The organism is Kiloniella antarctica (assembly GCF_042682825.1).
Taxonomy (GTDB): Bacteria; Pseudomonadota; Alphaproteobacteria; order Kiloniellales; family Kiloniellaceae; genus Kiloniella; species Kiloniella antarctica.
On record NZ_JBHUII010000013.1, the window covers coordinates 443,376 to 459,189 of the forward strand.

General features: G+C 44.3%; 19 protein-coding genes. 7 read left to right on the forward strand and 12 right to left on the reverse strand.

Going from position 1 to position 15,814, the window contains the following annotated elements:
* The first annotated feature begins 159 nt into the window (after positions 1–159).
* Positions 160–711, forward strand: coding sequence for a gamma-glutamylcyclotransferase family protein (locus ACFSKO_RS20650; protein WP_380255261.1), 552 nt, complete (start codon positions 160–162; stop codon positions 709–711).
* Positions 712–791: 80 nt separating this feature from the next.
* Here ACFSKO_RS20650 and ACFSKO_RS20655 read toward each other — a convergent pair whose 3' ends face one another.
* The 3 genes from ACFSKO_RS20655 to ACFSKO_RS20665 all read right to left on the reverse strand — a co-directional run bounded on the left by ACFSKO_RS20655 (position 792) and on the right by ACFSKO_RS20665 (position 2,676).
* Entirely contained in the window at positions 792–1,127 is a 336-nt protein-coding gene (locus ACFSKO_RS20655; RefSeq protein ID WP_380255263.1) for a PilZ domain-containing protein, read from the reverse strand.
* Positions 1,128–1,431: 304 nt separating this feature from the next.
* Entirely contained in the window at positions 1,432–2,172 is a 741-nt protein-coding gene (locus tag ACFSKO_RS20660) for a competence/damage-inducible protein A (protein WP_380255265.1), read from the reverse strand.
* Between the two features lie 54 nt (positions 2,173–2,226).
* Positions 2,227–2,676, reverse strand: coding sequence for a YtoQ family protein (locus tag ACFSKO_RS20665; RefSeq protein ID WP_380255267.1), 450 nt, complete (start codon positions 2,674–2,676; stop codon positions 2,227–2,229).
* Between the two features lie 188 nt (positions 2,677–2,864).
* On the opposite strand from ACFSKO_RS20665, the gene ACFSKO_RS20670 reads away from it, so the two are divergent.
* Together ACFSKO_RS20670 and ACFSKO_RS20675 are read left to right on the forward strand one after the other, a co-directional pair.
* Positions 2,865–3,233: a DUF2946 family protein gene (locus ACFSKO_RS20670; RefSeq protein WP_380255269.1), complete on the forward strand. Its 369-nt coding sequence runs from the start codon at positions 2,865–2,867 to the stop codon at positions 3,231–3,233.
* Between the two features lie 127 nt (positions 3,234–3,360).
* Positions 3,361–4,791, forward strand: a complete 1,431-nt coding sequence (locus tag ACFSKO_RS20675; protein WP_380255271.1) for a PepSY-associated TM helix domain-containing protein — start codon at positions 3,361–3,363, stop codon at positions 4,789–4,791.
* 51 nt (positions 4,792–4,842) lie between these two features.
* Here the strand turns inward: ACFSKO_RS20675 and ACFSKO_RS20680 are convergent, their stop codons facing one another.
* On the reverse strand, positions 4,843–6,105 hold the full coding sequence (locus ACFSKO_RS20680; protein WP_380255273.1) for an MFS transporter: 1,263 nt from the start codon (positions 6,103–6,105) through the stop codon (positions 4,843–4,845).
* Between the two features lie 156 nt (positions 6,106–6,261).
* Entirely contained in the window at positions 6,262–6,825 is a 564-nt protein-coding gene (locus tag ACFSKO_RS20685) for a hypothetical protein (RefSeq protein ID WP_380255275.1), read from the reverse strand.
* Between the two features lie 246 nt (positions 6,826–7,071).
* On the opposite strand from ACFSKO_RS20685, the gene sfsA reads away from it, so the two are divergent.
* From sfsA to ACFSKO_RS20705, 4 genes are all read left to right on the forward strand, one after another.
* Positions 7,072–7,773 (forward strand): DNA/RNA nuclease SfsA, encoded by a 702-nt coding sequence (gene sfsA / locus ACFSKO_RS20690; protein WP_380255277.1) that lies wholly within the window; start codon positions 7,072–7,074, stop codon positions 7,771–7,773.
* Positions 7,774–7,853: 80 nt separating this feature from the next.
* Positions 7,854–8,666, forward strand: coding sequence for a type I methionyl aminopeptidase (gene map / locus ACFSKO_RS20695; protein WP_380255279.1), 813 nt, complete (start codon positions 7,854–7,856; stop codon positions 8,664–8,666).
* Between the two features lie 31 nt (positions 8,667–8,697).
* Entirely contained in the window at positions 8,698–9,381 is a 684-nt protein-coding gene (gene radC / locus ACFSKO_RS20700; protein WP_380255281.1) for a RadC family protein, read from the forward strand.
* A 28-nt stretch (positions 9,382–9,409) separates the two neighbouring features.
* Complete coding sequence (locus ACFSKO_RS20705; protein ID WP_380255283.1) at positions 9,410–9,700, forward strand: DUF1330 domain-containing protein; 291 nt, start codon at positions 9,410–9,412, stop codon at positions 9,698–9,700.
* A 42-nt stretch (positions 9,701–9,742) separates the two neighbouring features.
* Here the strand turns inward: ACFSKO_RS20705 and ACFSKO_RS20710 are convergent, their stop codons facing one another.
* From ACFSKO_RS20710 to ACFSKO_RS20740, 7 genes are all read right to left on the reverse strand, one after another.
* Positions 9,743–10,510, reverse strand: a complete 768-nt coding sequence (locus ACFSKO_RS20710) for a helix-turn-helix domain-containing protein (protein ID WP_380255285.1) — start codon at positions 10,508–10,510, stop codon at positions 9,743–9,745.
* Between the two features lie 19 nt (positions 10,511–10,529).
* A complete protein-coding gene (locus ACFSKO_RS20715; protein ID WP_380255287.1) occupies positions 10,530–10,823 on the reverse strand; it encodes a putative quinol monooxygenase in 294 nt (97 codons plus the stop codon).
* Between the two features lie 356 nt (positions 10,824–11,179).
* Positions 11,180–11,899: an ABC transporter ATP-binding protein gene (locus ACFSKO_RS20720; protein WP_380255289.1), complete on the reverse strand. Its 720-nt coding sequence runs from the start codon at positions 11,897–11,899 to the stop codon at positions 11,180–11,182.
* Positions 11,886–12,650 (reverse strand): ABC transporter ATP-binding protein, encoded by a 765-nt coding sequence (locus tag ACFSKO_RS20725; RefSeq protein ID WP_380255291.1) that lies wholly within the window; start codon positions 12,648–12,650, stop codon positions 11,886–11,888. Before ACFSKO_RS20725 ends, ACFSKO_RS20720 begins: the two co-directional genes overlap by 14 nt.
* A complete protein-coding gene (locus tag ACFSKO_RS20730) occupies positions 12,647–13,540 on the reverse strand; it encodes a branched-chain amino acid ABC transporter permease (RefSeq protein WP_380255293.1) in 894 nt (297 codons plus the stop codon). The genes ACFSKO_RS20725 and ACFSKO_RS20730 overlap by 4 nt, the downstream gene beginning before the upstream one ends.
* A 3-nt stretch (positions 13,541–13,543) precedes the next feature.
* A complete protein-coding gene (locus tag ACFSKO_RS20735) occupies positions 13,544–14,404 on the reverse strand; it encodes a branched-chain amino acid ABC transporter permease (RefSeq protein ID WP_380255295.1) in 861 nt (286 codons plus the stop codon).
* 48 nt (positions 14,405–14,452) lie between these two features.
* Positions 14,453–15,610: an ABC transporter substrate-binding protein gene (locus ACFSKO_RS20740; RefSeq protein ID WP_380255297.1), complete on the reverse strand. Its 1,158-nt coding sequence runs from the start codon at positions 15,608–15,610 to the stop codon at positions 14,453–14,455.
* Between the last annotated feature and the right edge of the window lie 204 nt (positions 15,611–15,814).

Below are 15,814 nucleotides of genomic sequence, written 5' to 3' on the forward strand. Positions count from 1 at the left end.
CGTGCGGGTTCAAGTCCCGCCGTCCGCACCACTCTCTTTCTCAGGAAAGAGAGTGCCACCTATCCCTAAATTTTATTTTTTATTTTCCTTGGGTTTAATAAGCTCATTAGAAAAGCTTGTATAATTCGACCAGAGTTTTGATTGCCCGGAGTAAAGTGCATGTCATGCATTAAAGAGAATACCCTACGCCAACAAAGTCAGACCCTTTTCTTTTTTGGCTCTTTAATGGATCCTGATGTGCTCGAGATAGTACTAGGCCGCCCTATTGATCAAACCCTCCTATTGCCTGGCATCCTTAACGGTTATCGTTGTGAACGTGAAGCCAAAGAAAGCTATCCGGTACTCACTCCCTACCCAGACGGCAAGGCCAACATTCTCGTTGCCCACAATTTATCTGAGATAGATGTTGATCGCATACTGTTTTACGAAACAGGTGAATACGACTTGATCCCCTTTATCGTTCATCAAGGACTCAACAAGTTAGAAGCCTTTGGCTTTGCAACAGGTGAAGGTATCCAGACATCAAGGGATACCTGGCATCTAAATGTTTGGCAAAAGACGGATAAAGTTGACTTTCTTCCCTTAGCACAACGGTTCATGGCTGGTTATGGGAAAATGACTATTCCTCAGGCTTTGATATACTGGGACCAACTAGTTGAAGAATTTGATGACTTACAAAGTAGAGAAAACAAGCCCAAAGCTGTTATATAAGCAACAAAACAACAAAGCCCCTTTATAATCAAAGGGGCTTCAAATAGATCACACTGTGAAGCGGCGTTAAACTTTACAATTTAACTATGAAGTTGGCGCATATCATCGTTATTTAGAATACCTGAAAGGCGCTCTGCAATTTTTTCAGGAGAATTTCTAAATTTCAAGCCCACCATAAGGCCGTGTCGCCACATCACTTCACCTCCGAAATGTACGGAACCCGGTAAAATCAAGGTCACATCACTATTCAGAGGAACTGTATCCGTCAACTGAACCTTCACACCTGTGACAGATACATCCAGAACTTCACAGTCAGCTGTGAGCTCAGGACCAAACCTCAGGCTACCATTAAGAGTAGCTCCGATACGCGTCTTACCGCGACGCTCTGCTGCTGTTACTTCCAATGCGTCTTGCATTTCTATCGATCCCCCGACGATTTCAGTGCATTTTCATAAAATCCCATATATTTAAAAGTGGGCTATTTCATAAAAAAAAACAAGAAAATAAATTGCAAATATAATTATGCCGCAATATTGGCAGTATTTACGGCGGCCTAACGCCTTCTTTACTGCATGGTTCACCCCTTCATATTACTCAATATTACAGGCTCATATTTCTATATTCCTAATTTATTTTGGAATCAGATTAATTCCTCCCCCATCACTCGTAAATTTATACTTTGATAGTACAATACACCTACCAAGAAATGCTTTTACAAACCTACTTAACATATTGATTCAGAAGCTCTGACACCCGAAGAACGCATTTCCCCAAACTAACTTCATCACTCGATCTCATCACGATACGAACTCCCGTTCCACCACGCCCCATAAAGGGATAACTGCCAATATCCACTCCTTTAAAAGCATACTGGATTTCGCCCAGCCCCTGCGCTATGTCCCCTTCTTTTGCTCCAGACGATAAAGTTTGAGACAGTACTGGCTTACCACCTGTTAATGTTGGGGCCAGTTTGAAAAACATTGATTGCATAATTTTAGGTACACCAGCCATCACAAAGACATTCTCAATCCGGTAACCTGGAGCAATTGAAATATCATTTTCGATAAGCGTCGCCCCATCGGGTACATGTGCCATCCGTAAACGGGCATCGTTTAATTTTTCTGTTCCATAAAAATCAACCATTGCCTTGTAAGCATCAGGATGAAGGATGAGGTCGACAGCAAAAGCTTCAGCGACACATTGCGATGTTATGTCGTCATGAGTAGGGCCAATCCCCCCAGTTGTGAAGACATAGTCAAAATTGCGACGAACTTCGTTAACAGTTGAAATTATGCGCTTGGGCACGTCAGGGATCACCCGTACCTCATCCAGACAAATACCGATTTCGTTTAACTGCTCACCTAAAAAAGCCAGATTGGCATCTTGCGTACGACCGGAAAGAATTTCATTTCCAATAATAATCAAGCAAGCTCTGTACACACGATCAGTTTCGTTATTCATCTCACCCTCAATGTTTTCAGCACAATCAAGTACAATATCACAGCATTATCTTGATTAAAGCTCACCCTTAATCACATATTTTAAAATATCAACGACTTGGGTTGGCGTCTCAGTAACAGCCAACGCAGCCGCATCAACTTCCTTCAGGGCATGCTGATGGCTCCCCCCATGCATCACAATAATACTTTTACCAAGCGCAGCAGCGTATCCTGCATCAAATGCCGCATTCCATTGTTTATATTTTTCACCAAAACACACCACAACAATGTCTGATTTTTCAATTAAATTTCGGGTACGAATAGCGTTTACCTTGGCACTTTTATTATCGTGCCAGAACTTGTTTGGCTCTTGCCCCAGAATAGTAACGCCGCAATCATCTGATGCGGCATGGTTTGTAACTGGTGCAAAAAACTCAACCGGTAAACTCAATGCTTTGGCTTTTTCCGCAATTTCATCGCGCCAATCTGTATGAATCTCACCAGAAAGGTAGATCTTCCAAGTCATGATTATCGCCCTCTAAATATGAATTTGTTGTAGATCATGTGACTATTGACTAGAAGCTACAGAGTAATCTCTGAAGGAACAACTTTCGTGTTGTTACTACCGCGTTAATCTCGATGTCTTAAATCTTTTTATTGTTGTCATACGAGCAAAATCTCGACTATAAACAGGAAAACTTGAGAAACATTCCTATGTTTAAAAATCAACGAACAGCCTTGCGAGCAACGGTAAAGCTTATGCTTCTACTGCCGTTTCTGGCTGCATCCTTGATTCCTCAAGGAATGATGACCGATGCCTCATCGGGATCGCTTACGTTGGTTATCTGCACCCCAGAAGGCCTAAAAGAGATCGCTGTTCCGAGCTCTGACAGTGAAGAAAAAACATCCACGAATGATTGTGTTTTCTCCGTCCACGTGGATCAGACACCAACAAGTTCACAACCCAATTTTGATCAACAAGCATCACCAGTATCAGTGGCAAGCTCAATCTCTGACAGCCACCTGACCAGCCTTTTGATCCACCTTGCGTACGGCTCCCGCGCACCACCAACCTCATCCTGAAGTAAAAAAAACCAGCTTGTTTAAAGTATTTTCAGTTCAAAAACCCAAAAGGTTTTTTATCGACATGTCTCTTTAAACAACTAAATAATTAATATTCTCGCAAAGAGAACATACTCAGGAGTTTGTCATGTCTGATATGACAGCGAACAACCCGCCCTTAAATACGGATGCGACACAAACAACGTCCTCTTCCCTCACAAAAAAGTTCTACAACGCCGCTTGGCGATGGCATTTCTATGCCGGCCTTTTTGTCGTTCCCTTTATGTTGGTGCTGGCCGTCACTGGCTTGATCATGGTTTATTTTAACTCGATTGAAACCCGGTTTGGCGAAAAAATCTATGTCACACCACAAAGCGTGATGACGGCACCAACAACACAATTAGAAACAGTAAAACAAGCCTTCCCCGATGCCGTTATCGGACAATATATGCCCGCCCCCGCCGAAGATCGGACAAGCCTCTTTACCATCAAACTGGATGGTGTAAACACAATAGTCTCCGTTGATCCCTACACCGCAGAAATCGTCGGGACCGTCGAAAAAGATACAACTTGGTTTTATTTCGCCAGTGATATCCATGGATCTCTTTTAATTGGAGATCTCGGGGATCGCCTCATTGAGATTGCCGCAGGCTTAACCCTTATCCTGATTGTGACCGGTCTTTATTTGTGGTGGCCGCGCAATGGAAAAGGCTTGAGCCAAGTGCTTGTTCCAAAGCTTTCAATGAAGGGGCGAAATTTCCTGAAGGAACTTCACGTTTCAATCGGGTTTTACATCTCCATCATTCTTTTCTTTTTCCTCATATCCGGCCTTTCCTGGGCGGGTATTTGGGGGGGAACCTACGTACAACCATGGAGTTCTTTTCCTGCTGAAAAATGGGACAATGTGCCACTTTCAGATGAAACTCACGGCGTTATGAACGATGGTGCTGTCAAAGAAGTGCCTTGGGGGCTTGAATTAACAAAGTTACCCCTTTCCGGCTCAGACGTTGGAAAAATTGGTGTTCCTGAAGGTTATGCTATTAACCTGAACTCAATGGTTGTTCTGGCGAGAGCCATCGGCTTTGACCAGCAGTTTCGCATCAACCTGCCAACCAGCCCAAGCGGGGTATATACCATCTCGGCAGATTCTCAGGACGGAGACACTGTAACACCTACCGGCGACCAGACAGTTCACATTGATCAATATACAGGAAAAATTCTCGGCGAAGTTGGATTTGAGGATTATTCTTTAATGGCTAAATCCATGGCTGTTGGCATTGCGCTACACCAAGGTGACATGGGTTGGTGGAACACCATTCTCAACGCCCTGTTCTGTCTCGCTGTGATCTTTCTTTGTGTGAGCGGTATTCTCATGTGGTGGCTACGTCGTCCAAAAGGTGCTGGAAGGTTGGTTGCGCCTCCTGCTCCGGCGGATATGCCTCTATGGAAAGGAGCCGTGTTTATTATGTTACTTCTCTCGTTGGCTTTTCCCCTTGTCGGCATCACCTTATTGACAGTAATGGCCCTCGACTTACTTGTTCTGTCCCGTATTCCTTTTATGAAAAAAGCTTTTCAATAACTTTTAGATCGAAATCAAAGAAGAGAAGGCTATTAACCTTCTCTTCTTTGATCAAATAACAGGTACAATGCGCGTGTTTAAACGACGCCTTAGTATTTGCCGTTGTGAAAACCACAAACAGGTCGCCGCAAACAAACACCACAATATACAGCCAATCACCACCTTTTCAGAAGAAACACCAAGATCAAACATCCATCCAAAAAGCGCGGGTGATATCGCACTTGCAAGAACAGAAATCGACATTGCCAGAGCTCGAATAGCCCCAATGTGTTTCGTTCCATAAGCTTCGGCCCAAAAGGCGCTCAACGTTGTAGACCCAAAACCAACAGAAATGCCAATTAGCATCATAAAAATAAGTGCTGCATATGCGTGATCAGAAATGACTAGAAACACCAAGCCAAATGCAAATACGGGGATATGAACGGTCAACAATTTTATGGCCCCGTAACGATCAACCATTGAGCCTGCAACAATAGCACTAATGGTTATCGTTGCAGCATAAGCCGTAAATGTTCCTGCAAACCAATCCATGGACCACCCTTTTGTGGTCACGATGTGAATCTGGTGAAAGAAAATACCTGTCACAACAAAAGCTAATGTCGCAAGCCCTGGCAACAACAAGTAAAAAGCAGGATCTTTGACCACTTCATCTCTGCTCCAGTGTCGCACCTCATCCACATCAAGATTAGCAGCTGCCTGGCTTTTAATTTGTTCGTTCATCCTTGCATCCCGATCGCTATGACCACGCAATAAAAATAATATTGCCGGAATAAGAACCAAACTCAAAAGAACAGCATTCAATAACCAGACGTCTCGCCATCCCATAAAGCCAATCAGAAGGATTGTTAACAGAGGCAAGCAGGCTTCGCCCAACGATAAACCGAGAGATGCAATCGCAATTGCCCGCCCTCGATTTTCATGGAAATACCGTGCCATAGCTGTGATTGAAGTATGCATCATCAAACCTTGACCACAGAGCCTTATGAAAAAGAAAATTGGTAAAATCAAATAAGGCCAGCCAGACGGCACCATCGCCAAAGCAAATGCAGCAAGCGCTAATACAAGGGCAACAAGGCAAGCATAAATCCTCAAGTCGACATAATCGATTTGCTTTCCAAACCAGATAACGGCAAAGCCACTTACCAATGTTGCCGAAGAATACAAAACTCCAAAATCGCCGTGTGACAGGCCAAGCTCTGCTCTTATGTCTGCACTAAAAAGAGAAACGTAAAAGGTTTGACCAAAACTGGAGGCCAGTGCCAACAAGAAACCAAACGACAGAAACCTAAAGTTTTGAAGAAGAAAACTGATCATGAAACCGCCTGTAGAGTCACGTAAAGAAGAAGCACACAGCTCTCCCGTCCAATTAATACACTGCATTAATCAACAGAGTTAGACTTCAAATCCTAAGATAAGGTAATGATCATTATCGAAAAGAGAATATTGTAATCCGCAAAAATTAAGGCAGCACTATCGCTGATAATAACCTTTGCTTTTCATACAACGACTGAAATGCTTTGCTTGGTTTTTCTTTACTTCTGTCGAATCAATATTCTGCCTCAAAGTGAGAATAGAGGATCTACCACCTCCCAAGCTGTCACCAAAACTACCGCCACGGTCATCTTCGACCCGCGCATCATGGGCAACTAACCCCTTTGCATAATAATGGCACGATGCCACGTCGCTTTGATAGTCTTCGTCCGTCTTTTTATCATCAGCCGAATAGAGCTTACCGTCAGTACCTTCAATAATCGTACTGTTTTGTGCAGGTGTTGCCGTCCCGTTAGGATAACTGTTTACGGATGGTTGATCGCTAATAGATAATCCCTGGTCATTGGCATTCACCGTTCCTGTAACATTACTATTGATCACTTCATTTGGGTTGCTGCTCGGAGGTCTTGCCAAATTCGGGCTACTTGGCGCAGAAACAGCCGGTTGTTCTTGAGGTGCCGCCTGTTCACTTTTTCCACCAAAAGCACATCCTGTTAATAGAATTGCTGTTGCAGAAATCGTTACAATGTTATGGCGGTTCATAGAAATTCTCCGAATATATATACCTGTATTTTCACAAGCTTGAGACAAATTAAGTCTGGAATTAAGTTTTAGCGTCTTCGATATCTTTGGCAAGTGTTATAAATGGCACTATAAGAAAATGGTCCTCAGGATTAAATGCTACAATACACGATAGTTGTAATTTCTTTATTAATAGCACCTCTCCTTAATGTTTCCTCTTGCATACAAAAGAAAGAAACCACTAAGGTCTGAGAAAAGAGGACCCAGATGAAATTTTCAACCCCGCTCATCCCTGGCAAGCTCGTTAAAAGATATAAACGCTTTCTTGCTGACGTGGAACTGACAGATGGAAGTATTGTAACTTCCCATACGACCAATACTGGTTCCATGCTGGGTTTGATCGAACCCGGGTCTCCTGTTTGGTTATCAGAATCAGACAACCCAAAAAGAAAATTAAAATACACATGGGAAATCGGCGCAGCGGCTGTAACTCCTGTTGGTGTAAATACTTCTGTGCCGAACAAACTTGTTTTTGAAGAGATATCAGCCGGAAACGTATCTGAATTAACGGGTTACAGTACGATCAAACGCGAAATCAAATACGGTAAAAACTCACGTATTGATGTTTTCTTACAAGAACCGGATCGACCGGATTGTTACGTGGAAGTCAAATCCGTAACACTTAGTCGAAAACCAGATATTGCAGAGTTTCCAGACGCAGTATCCAGTCGAGGAACAAAACATCTACAAGAACTTGGTGACATGGTCGAACAAGGACACCGCGCTGTCATGTTTTACTTGGCACAAAGAAGCGACTGCTCAACATTCTCAACGGCAAAAGATATCGATCCCATGTACGCAAATGCTCTCATTGAGGCAATGGCGCGTGGTGTAGAGGTCGTGGCCTATTCTTGTCGCGTGTGTCCAGATGGAATTTACTTGGATAAGCCACTTACGCTAGGTATATAAGGCATAAATTAGTAAAATATGTGACCACAGCGCACCCGACTTGAGTGCTGCAGTACGATAATAGAAATGGAAGAGATAACGTGATCGACAATCTGACACGTGAAGAGCGACAGTTTGTAACTTATACCGCAGAAGACTTTGCCGGTATGCGCAAAGCTGGGAAGTTGGCCGCCGAAACCCTCGATTTCATCACACCATATGTTGAACCTGGTGTCTCTACCGGGAAATTAAACGATCTCTGTCATGAGTTTATCGTTTCACACAATGCCGTTCCTGCGCCTTTGAATTACAAGGGATTTCCAAAATCAATTTGTACATCGGTCAATCACGTTGTTTGCCATGGTATCCCAGGCGAAGACAAAATTCTGCGCGATGGTGATAGCCTGAATATAGATGTTACTGTCATTTTGGATGAGTGGCACGGTGATACCAGCCGTATGTATTTTTCTGGCCAACCAAACGTAAAATCTAAACGTTTAAATGACGTAACATATGAGTGTCTGCTTAAAGGAATTGATGTGGTGAAGCCCGGAGCAACATTGGGCGATATTGGTCATGCAATCCAAACTTATGCTGAAGCAAATCGTTTTTCCGTTGTGGAAGACTTCTGTGGCCATGGCATAGGCAGAAGCTTCCACACCCCACCAAGCGTTCTGCACTACGGAGAACCTGGAAAAGGTGCTCGATTACTCGAAGGTATGATTTTCACGATTGAACCTATGATCAATGGGGGAAAATATGCCGTGAAAATCCTCAATGATGGCTGGACAGCTGTAACCAAGGATAAATCTCTCTCTATGCAGTATGAACATACTTTAGGTGTGACGGCTGACGGTTGTGAAATTTTCACCCTTTCTCCTAAGGGCTGGCATAAGGCGCCGTATACAAAATAAATATTTGGACTGACAGATATTCGGAATTGGCTTGAGCACAGATAAACCCCATTACCATGGTCACCGTGAAAGACTGCGCCAGCGCCTCCTTGACAGAGGCGCTGGTAGTCTTGCCGATTATGAAATTTTGGAGTTTTTGCTTTTTGGTGCGAAAGCCCGCGGGGATACCAAACCTCTCGCCAAAAAACTCATCGCAGAGTTTGGCTCTTTGGCCGCTGTCTTTTCTGCTTCGGTATCTGAGTTACAGCAAGTATCCGGCGTTGGGGTTTCTACAACCGCGATATTAAAGCTGATCCCAGAAGCAGCCCGACGTATGAGTAAAGAAGCTATTCTTGAACATCCCATCATCGATTCATGGGACAAACTGATAGAATACTGCCAGATTACGATGGCCCAGGAAAAAATTGAACAATTTAGACTACTATTCCTAGATCGTAAAAATCGATTAATCGCTGATGAAATTCAACAAACAGGGACTGTGGACCACACACCCGTTTATCCACGCGAAGTTGTCAAACGCGCATTGGAACTAAATGCCTCAGCACTAATTATGTTACACAATCACCCCAGTGGAGACCCAACGCCTTCTCAAGCAGATATTAATATGACTCTGGAAATCAAGAGTGTTTGTATTAAACTCGGCATTGAATTGCACGATCATTTAATCATCAGCAAAACTGGCCACAGCAGTTTTCGAAACCTCGGTCACTTATAAGCCTTCGAACACCGAAGAAAGTAAACATATGAGCGCGTACATTTTAGTTGATACCAAAATCAATAACCTTGAAATATACGAAGAGTATAAAGTACTCGCGAAACCGCTCGCAGAGAAATATGGCGGGATCTACCGCACAAGAGGCGGCGACATGGAAGTCGTTGAGAATGACCTCTGGTCACCAACACGAATTGTACTCATTGAGTTTCCCGATATGGAGAGCGCAAAACGGTTCATAAACAGTAGTGATTATGCCCCAATCAAAGCCATGCGCCACGCCAATGCAGAGTGTACATTAACCATTTTGGATGGCATTTAAGCTTTCCCCTAACCATTTAAAATAACAACTAACATTCGCACTTCACGTGAGTTGTGACAGTCGGTTTCGAAACTCACTCGGGGTAACCTTACTGAAGTCCTTAAAAGCACGATTAAATGCGCTTATCGAATCATACCCCACATCTAATGCCACATTTACAATCTGATCTTCACTTGTTCCTAACAATTCCATAGCTCGGATCATTCTCATGCGTCGCTGCATCTGCCCCCAGGTCAGACCTGTTTCCTGGGTAAAAATCCGCGTAAGAGATCGCTCAGACATGCAAGAGGCTGCAGCAATCTCAGCAAAGGATTTCTTATCTCCAAGATGATTTTGGGTAAACTCCAGAGCACGCCGCATTGCTTCAGTTTGGCCTTTAGGCAGCCAAACTTCGCTTGGTTCTTGAGCGAGTTCAGAGCAAACCCCTGATAAAGTGATAAAAAACTGCTTTGCATGATCACTCAAAATTTCCTGATTTGGCCCCCAACGCCGGGTGTGCAAAATCATTTCTCGGGCATAAGTAGGCATAGCCAAGACTTGACATTGCAAAATATTCGAGTTGATAAAATCTGTATCATACAAAATCGAGCAACAGGTAACCCGATGCGTTAACTCGATCTTAATGCTGGTTCCAGCAGGTATCCAAGCGGCTCGTGAAGGGGGCAATATCCAATAGCGATCTTCGGCCTCAAGCCTTATACCACCCTGAGCGCTATAAAGTAGGTAGTGCTGATCAAACGTCATCACCTTTGGCGGTTCGGGGTCAAAGACTTTGTAAAAGCAATATGCTGGTAAATTGGTGCTGGTCATTGATCCCTCAAAGCGCCCGTCAGGCAGCTCGCTCTACCTCATAAACATTGGTTTCTGGAGCCGTAATCATTAAGGGTTTAAGCTCTCTAATCATTCTCTTAAAAAGGTCACTTGACCGATAGGATTCAAACGCCTCTGCACTTCCCCAGTTTTGATTTATAAAGAGCAGACCCTTCTCAATTGGGTCTACATAAAAATCATAACAAAGACAATTATCCATAGAACGAGCTTCTTCCTTGATAGTCTGAAGAATTTTGATCGCTGTCGAAGAGTTTTCCGGGGCAAATCGTGCTGACACAGTGACAATTTTCATTATAATCTCACTTGAAGGTGATTTCAGAGAACAGCTAATTCCCTCTTAAAGAAAACTCAGCATACAAATTAGTCCAAGATCTGTCCCGCCCTTCTCAGCCAGTATCAGGTCCCAAACCGCCAAATGAAAGGAACCTGATAGTTATGAGTTATGCTTTTATATTTGTGTTGAGACCTCAATCTGAAAAGCAACTGCATCTGGAAATGTTCGACTTGTTGCCCACACTTACGCCATACTCGGTAAAACCGCGGTTACGTGCGTGGTATCCCAATATTTGAGAATGCCGACCCTAACAAGTATTGCAACTTTCAACGCAACAATAACAGTAGGGTATATTCATGTTTTAAACCGGCATTTTAAGCGGCGGTCTCTTTCGACATTCCAAGAAAAGCTTCGATCAAATCGGGATCTTTTTTCGCATCAGCAGCGGTTCCCTGCCAAACAGCGTTGCCAGATTCCAGAACGCAAACCTGATCAGCAACCTCGAGAGCACGTTTGGTATTTTGTTCCACTAACAAAATAGTAACGCCCTGACTTTTCAAATGCTCAATTGCTTTGTAGCAGACATCAACCATCTTAGGCATCAATCCTAAGGAAACTTCATCGATCATCAACAGACGAGGCTCTGTCATCATCGCACGACCGATGGCCAACATCTGCTGTTCACCACCCGATAGAGTTCCGGCGGGCTGTTTCAAACGCTCCGTCAAGCGTGGAAACAGTGTGAATACGATATCCTTATTGAGAGCTTCACGTTGTTTTGGCTGGCAATACCCCCCAACAGTCAAGTTTTCTTCAATTGTGAGATCAGGAAAAAGGCGTCGTCCTTCTGGCGCAACGGCAATTCCCTTCGCTACCCGTTCTCGAGCATGTAAACGCGTAATATCTTCACCATCAAAGTAAATGCTGCCCGCAAAGAGCTTCACATGTCCCGCAATCGACATAATGGTACTGGATTTTCCAGCCCCGTTTGGGCCAAGCAAGGCAAAGACCTGCCCTTGTTCAACAGAAAATGACAAATCATGAACCGCTTGAAAAACGCCATACCCGCAATCTATATTTTTAAGCTGCAACATGATCCGTATTCTCCCCTAGATAAGCCGCCCGTACAGCTGGTGTATTCATAACGCTTTCAGGATCTCCATCAGCGATTTTATTGCCGTTGTCTTGCACAACAAGACGAGAGCAAATGCGCATAACTTCCCCGAGGTTATGTTCTATAAGAATGATACTGCGCCCCGCTTTATTGAGATTGACAATCATATCCGCCAACTTATGTGCCTCGGCATGATTAAGACCAGCCAATGGCTCGTCCAATAGTAAAAGGGTTGGATCTAATGCCAAAGCTCTCGCAACTTCCAATCGTTTTAAATAACCCAGAGGTAAATTGGACGGATCTGAGTCAGCAGCATCCGAGATTCCAACGAGTTCGAGTAATTCCCGAGCCTTTGTTTGCTCCGCATCGCGGCCGACCTTGAATAAGGCCGCAAGCGGCGATCTGGTGAGATGAGCTCCCGCAGTGAGGGCTACGTTTTCCAACACGGTCATGTTACGAAATGGTTTCACTAACTGCTGAGAAAAGCCCAACCCCATGCGAACTCGCTCGTGTATTGGGAGAGAAATCAACTCCTGCTGCCCCAGTAGGATCGAACCAGAAGTTGGAGTGACCACACCCGTGATCGCTCGCATCATCGTCGTTTTACCCGCTCCATTTGGTCCGATAAAACCAAGGAGTTCTCCCTCTTCCAACGAAAAAGAGACATCATTTACGGCAACTACGCCACCGAATTGGACCCTGACGTTAGAGACTTCAAGAAGCTTGCTCATTGATCAACACCCCCAGGGGCATTCAAAGAGTTATTTTTAGAGGCCTTAAGAGACATGATTTGTTTCATTAACCCGGCAATGCCGCCAGGGCTAAAACGCATCATTACAAAGAGTAATCCCCCATAAAGTAAGAGTTTGTACTCATCGATAAATTGAATCCAAAGTGGCAAAACGCTTAAAACAGCCGCGGCAAAAATCACACCAAAAACCGAGCCGATCCCTCCAATAACAACCATAGCTAAAACAGTGATCGATTCAACAAAACCAAAGCTTTCTGGGTCAATAAAGCGTACATTGTGCGCATAGAGTGCTCCTGCCAATCCTGCCAACGCCGTTCCTATGGCAAAAGCCGCAAGTTTGTAACGTGAAACATCGAGCCCAATAACTTTGGCGGTGTCCTCATCATCAGCAATCGCGTCAAAGGAGTATCCCATCCACGAGCGTTTGAGATGGAGACTAAAAAGTGCGGTAAGGATTACAAAGCCCAAGACTAAAAGCATAAACCCTGATTTTCCAAGATCTGATCCAGGAATACCAGAAACGCCCATTTCTCCACCGACAAAGTCCCATTGACGCATTATTCCCAAAAACAGAAACCCAACACCCATCGTCGTAATCGCAAGAAAATCATGGCGTACGCGCAAGGATGTAAATCCAACAACGATTCCAGCCATGCCTGCCAGAATAACAGCCCCCATAATACCGACACCAAGGGGCATACCCGCTTTGGTTAACATGGCAGATGTATAGGCACCGATGCCATAGAAGGCTGCATGCCCCAAGGAAATTTGCCCACAAAATCCAGTAATAAAGTTAAGACTTAAGGCAAAGATCACCGCAATGCCCATGGATGTAATCAAACTGATTTCATAACCGCTTAAACCCAACATAACTTAAGCCTTCCCAAACAGGCCCTGAGGCCGAACCATCAATACAAGGATAAGGAAAGCAAAGGCAATCGCATCGCGATCCAGATAATTCCCAAGATAAATAGTTCCGTAGGCTTCAATAACACCCAGCGCCAATGCTGCAATCAAGGTTCCTCGCACATCTCCAAGCCCGCCGAGAACGATAATTGCCAGTGCTTTATAACTTGGAACACTACCCATTGTTGGCTCCACCAGGTTATTCAAGAGAGCCACCATCACCCCAGCGACGGCAGCAAGAGCCGATCCGATAAAAAAGTTCAGATATCGTACTTTTATAATATCAACACCAAAGGACTCAGCCATTTCAGGATCAGTCACGGTCGCACGCCACACCGTGCCAAAACGGGTTTTGCTGGCAAACAAAGCGAGAGCACCAATAAGAACGAGAGTACCAACCCCAACCGCGACTTCCCCAAGACGTAAGGTAATACCAAAGATATGTATGACGTCTTGTAGAGGCGGGTTATCGTAGGAAATTCCATAGGGGCCAAATGCAATGCGATAAATTTCTTCCATGGCAATGAACAAACCAATAGAAGCAATCAACGCAACATAAGGTGGCTTGTTGAGGATTGGTTGATAACAAAGACGGTAAATCGCCATCCCCAACAAACCTACCACCAGCATGGAAACAATCACCGCTAAAAGCAGACTACCCGTCGCGTTGGTCACCAAGACCCCGATATACCCTCCGAGGGTAAAAAGCCCCGCATGCGCGACATGTAATATTCGAAGCAACCCGTAAACAAGGGTTAAGCCGACAGCAACCAGTGCATAAATGCTACCTTGCACCAAACCCTGGGCCAGCAGTTCCACATATAACATCAAAAATTTCCAATAAAGGTGGCAGGTGTTGAGAATAAACTCGTGGAATTACTTCACCGGAGGTGCCAAAAGCTCCTGATCATCAATCACAGCGTAATGATGCCAAGCACCATCTTTTACCACTTGGACCTGAACATTCTTTTTCACTTCACCCAAGTCATTGAAGGAAATCGTACCTGTTGAAGCCACCATGTTTATAGCTGCAATGGCATCCCGGATCGCCTGCCGATCTGTTGTACCTGCTTTACGCATCGCTGCAATCGCAACATTGGCTGCTGTATGTCCAGAAGCGGCGACCATATCGGCCTTGTAACCAGCTTTAGCTTCGAAAGCTGAGATAAAGTCTTTGGTTTCTGCAACAGTAGAATCACGATCCAAGGAGGTTGTGATCAAAACACCTTCAGAAGAAGGTCCGGCAATATCGATAAACTTCTCTGAATCATAGCCTTCTTGACCAATAACAGGGACATCAATTCCAGCAGAACGTAATTGAGAAACCAACGGCCCTGCAGTAAAGAAATACCCAGAAGCATAAATTGCATCCGGTTTATCTGATTTTATTTTGGTGACAATCGGGCCAAACTGGCGGTCTTTGATCGAATATTCATACTCATTGACGATATCAATCCCAAAATCAGCCGCTTTAGACTTAAAGCCCGCAGCCAGAGACTGACCAAAATCATTTTTAAGGGTAATGACGACAACCCGTTTTTTACCCAACATTTCACCGATAAGTTTTGCACCAGCACGCCCTTGAACTTCCCCGACAAAAGAAGTCCGAAAGACATAGTCGCCAGATTTCGTGATATCAGGGTGCACAGCAAATGCAGAAATATAAGGCACACCTTCAGATTGGAAGATACCGGCCGCAGCACGCGTTGCGCCTGAATAACTTCCAGAAATTCCCACAATGACTTCGTCTTGCCCGATTAGCTTATTTGCAATTGGTACGGACTGCTTTGGTGATGCTTGGTCATCGTAACGTACAAGCTCAATAGGAGTACCGTTAATTCCGCCTTCAGCGTTAGCTTGTTCAACAGCAAGCTCAGCACCCAGTAACGCTGACGTACCATCTGCAGCCGCAAAGCCGGTCAAAGGCACGTTCATGCCAATTTTAACTGTATCTGCAAAGCTTGGTGCAGAGATCGCTGAGATCATGGATCCCGTGATGGCAAGTGCCGCCATCATCTTCTTTGTTATAATCATTACTTCGTTCCCCTGTTGAGATGTATATACAAGTTTAGAGGGGAAGGCTTTTTTCAGTCAAGAAGAAAGCGTTTTTTACGATGTTATTATTTCAAGAATTTGAATTAATTGAGTGATATTGATTCGACGCCAGTTTAAATTCCCCCCTCCATACAACTACTAAACTGATGGGTACTTAATATTAAACGTTATAAGAGTATTCAT

Coding starts and splice junctions, on each gene's coding strand:
- ACFSKO_RS20650 (WP_380255261.1), top strand. CDS start 160: ATGTCATGCATTAAAGAGAATACCCTACGCCAACAAAGTCAGACCCTT.
- ACFSKO_RS20655 (WP_380255263.1), bottom strand. CDS start 1,127: ATGCAAGACGCATTGGAAGTAACAGCAGCAGAGCGTCGCGGTAAGACG.
- ACFSKO_RS20660 (WP_380255265.1), bottom strand. CDS start 2,172: ATGAATAACGAAACTGATCGTGTGTACAGAGCTTGCTTGATTATTATT.
- ACFSKO_RS20665 (WP_380255267.1), bottom strand. CDS start 2,676: ATGACTTGGAAGATCTACCTTTCTGGTGAGATTCATACAGATTGGCGC.
- ACFSKO_RS20670 (WP_380255269.1), top strand. CDS start 2,865: ATGTTTAAAAATCAACGAACAGCCTTGCGAGCAACGGTAAAGCTTATG.
- ACFSKO_RS20675 (WP_380255271.1), top strand. CDS start 3,361: ATGTCTGATATGACAGCGAACAACCCGCCCTTAAATACGGATGCGACA.
- ACFSKO_RS20680 (WP_380255273.1), bottom strand. CDS start 6,105: ATGATCAGTTTTCTTCTTCAAAACTTTAGGTTTCTGTCGTTTGGTTTC.
- ACFSKO_RS20685 (WP_380255275.1), bottom strand. CDS start 6,825: ATGAACCGCCATAACATTGTAACGATTTCTGCAACAGCAATTCTATTA.
- sfsA (WP_380255277.1), top strand. CDS start 7,072: ATGAAATTTTCAACCCCGCTCATCCCTGGCAAGCTCGTTAAAAGATAT.
- ACFSKO_RS20705 (WP_380255283.1), top strand. CDS start 9,410: ATGAGCGCGTACATTTTAGTTGATACCAAAATCAATAACCTTGAAATA.
- ACFSKO_RS20710 (WP_380255285.1), bottom strand. CDS start 10,510: ATGACCAGCACCAATTTACCAGCATATTGCTTTTACAAAGTCTTTGAC.
- ACFSKO_RS20715 (WP_380255287.1), bottom strand. CDS start 10,823: ATGAAAATTGTCACTGTGTCAGCACGATTTGCCCCGGAAAACTCTTCG.
- ACFSKO_RS20720 (WP_380255289.1), bottom strand. CDS start 11,899: ATGTTGCAGCTTAAAAATATAGATTGCGGGTATGGCGTTTTTCAAGCG.
- ACFSKO_RS20725 (WP_380255291.1), bottom strand. CDS start 12,650: ATGAGCAAGCTTCTTGAAGTCTCTAACGTCAGGGTCCAATTCGGTGGC.
- ACFSKO_RS20730 (WP_380255293.1), bottom strand. CDS start 13,540: ATGTTGGGTTTAAGCGGTTATGAAATCAGTTTGATTACATCCATGGGC.
- ACFSKO_RS20735 (WP_380255295.1), bottom strand. CDS start 14,404: ATGTTATATGTGGAACTGCTGGCCCAGGGTTTGGTGCAAGGTAGCATT.
- ACFSKO_RS20740 (WP_380255297.1), bottom strand. CDS start 15,610: ATGATTATAACAAAGAAGATGATGGCGGCACTTGCCATCACGGGATCC.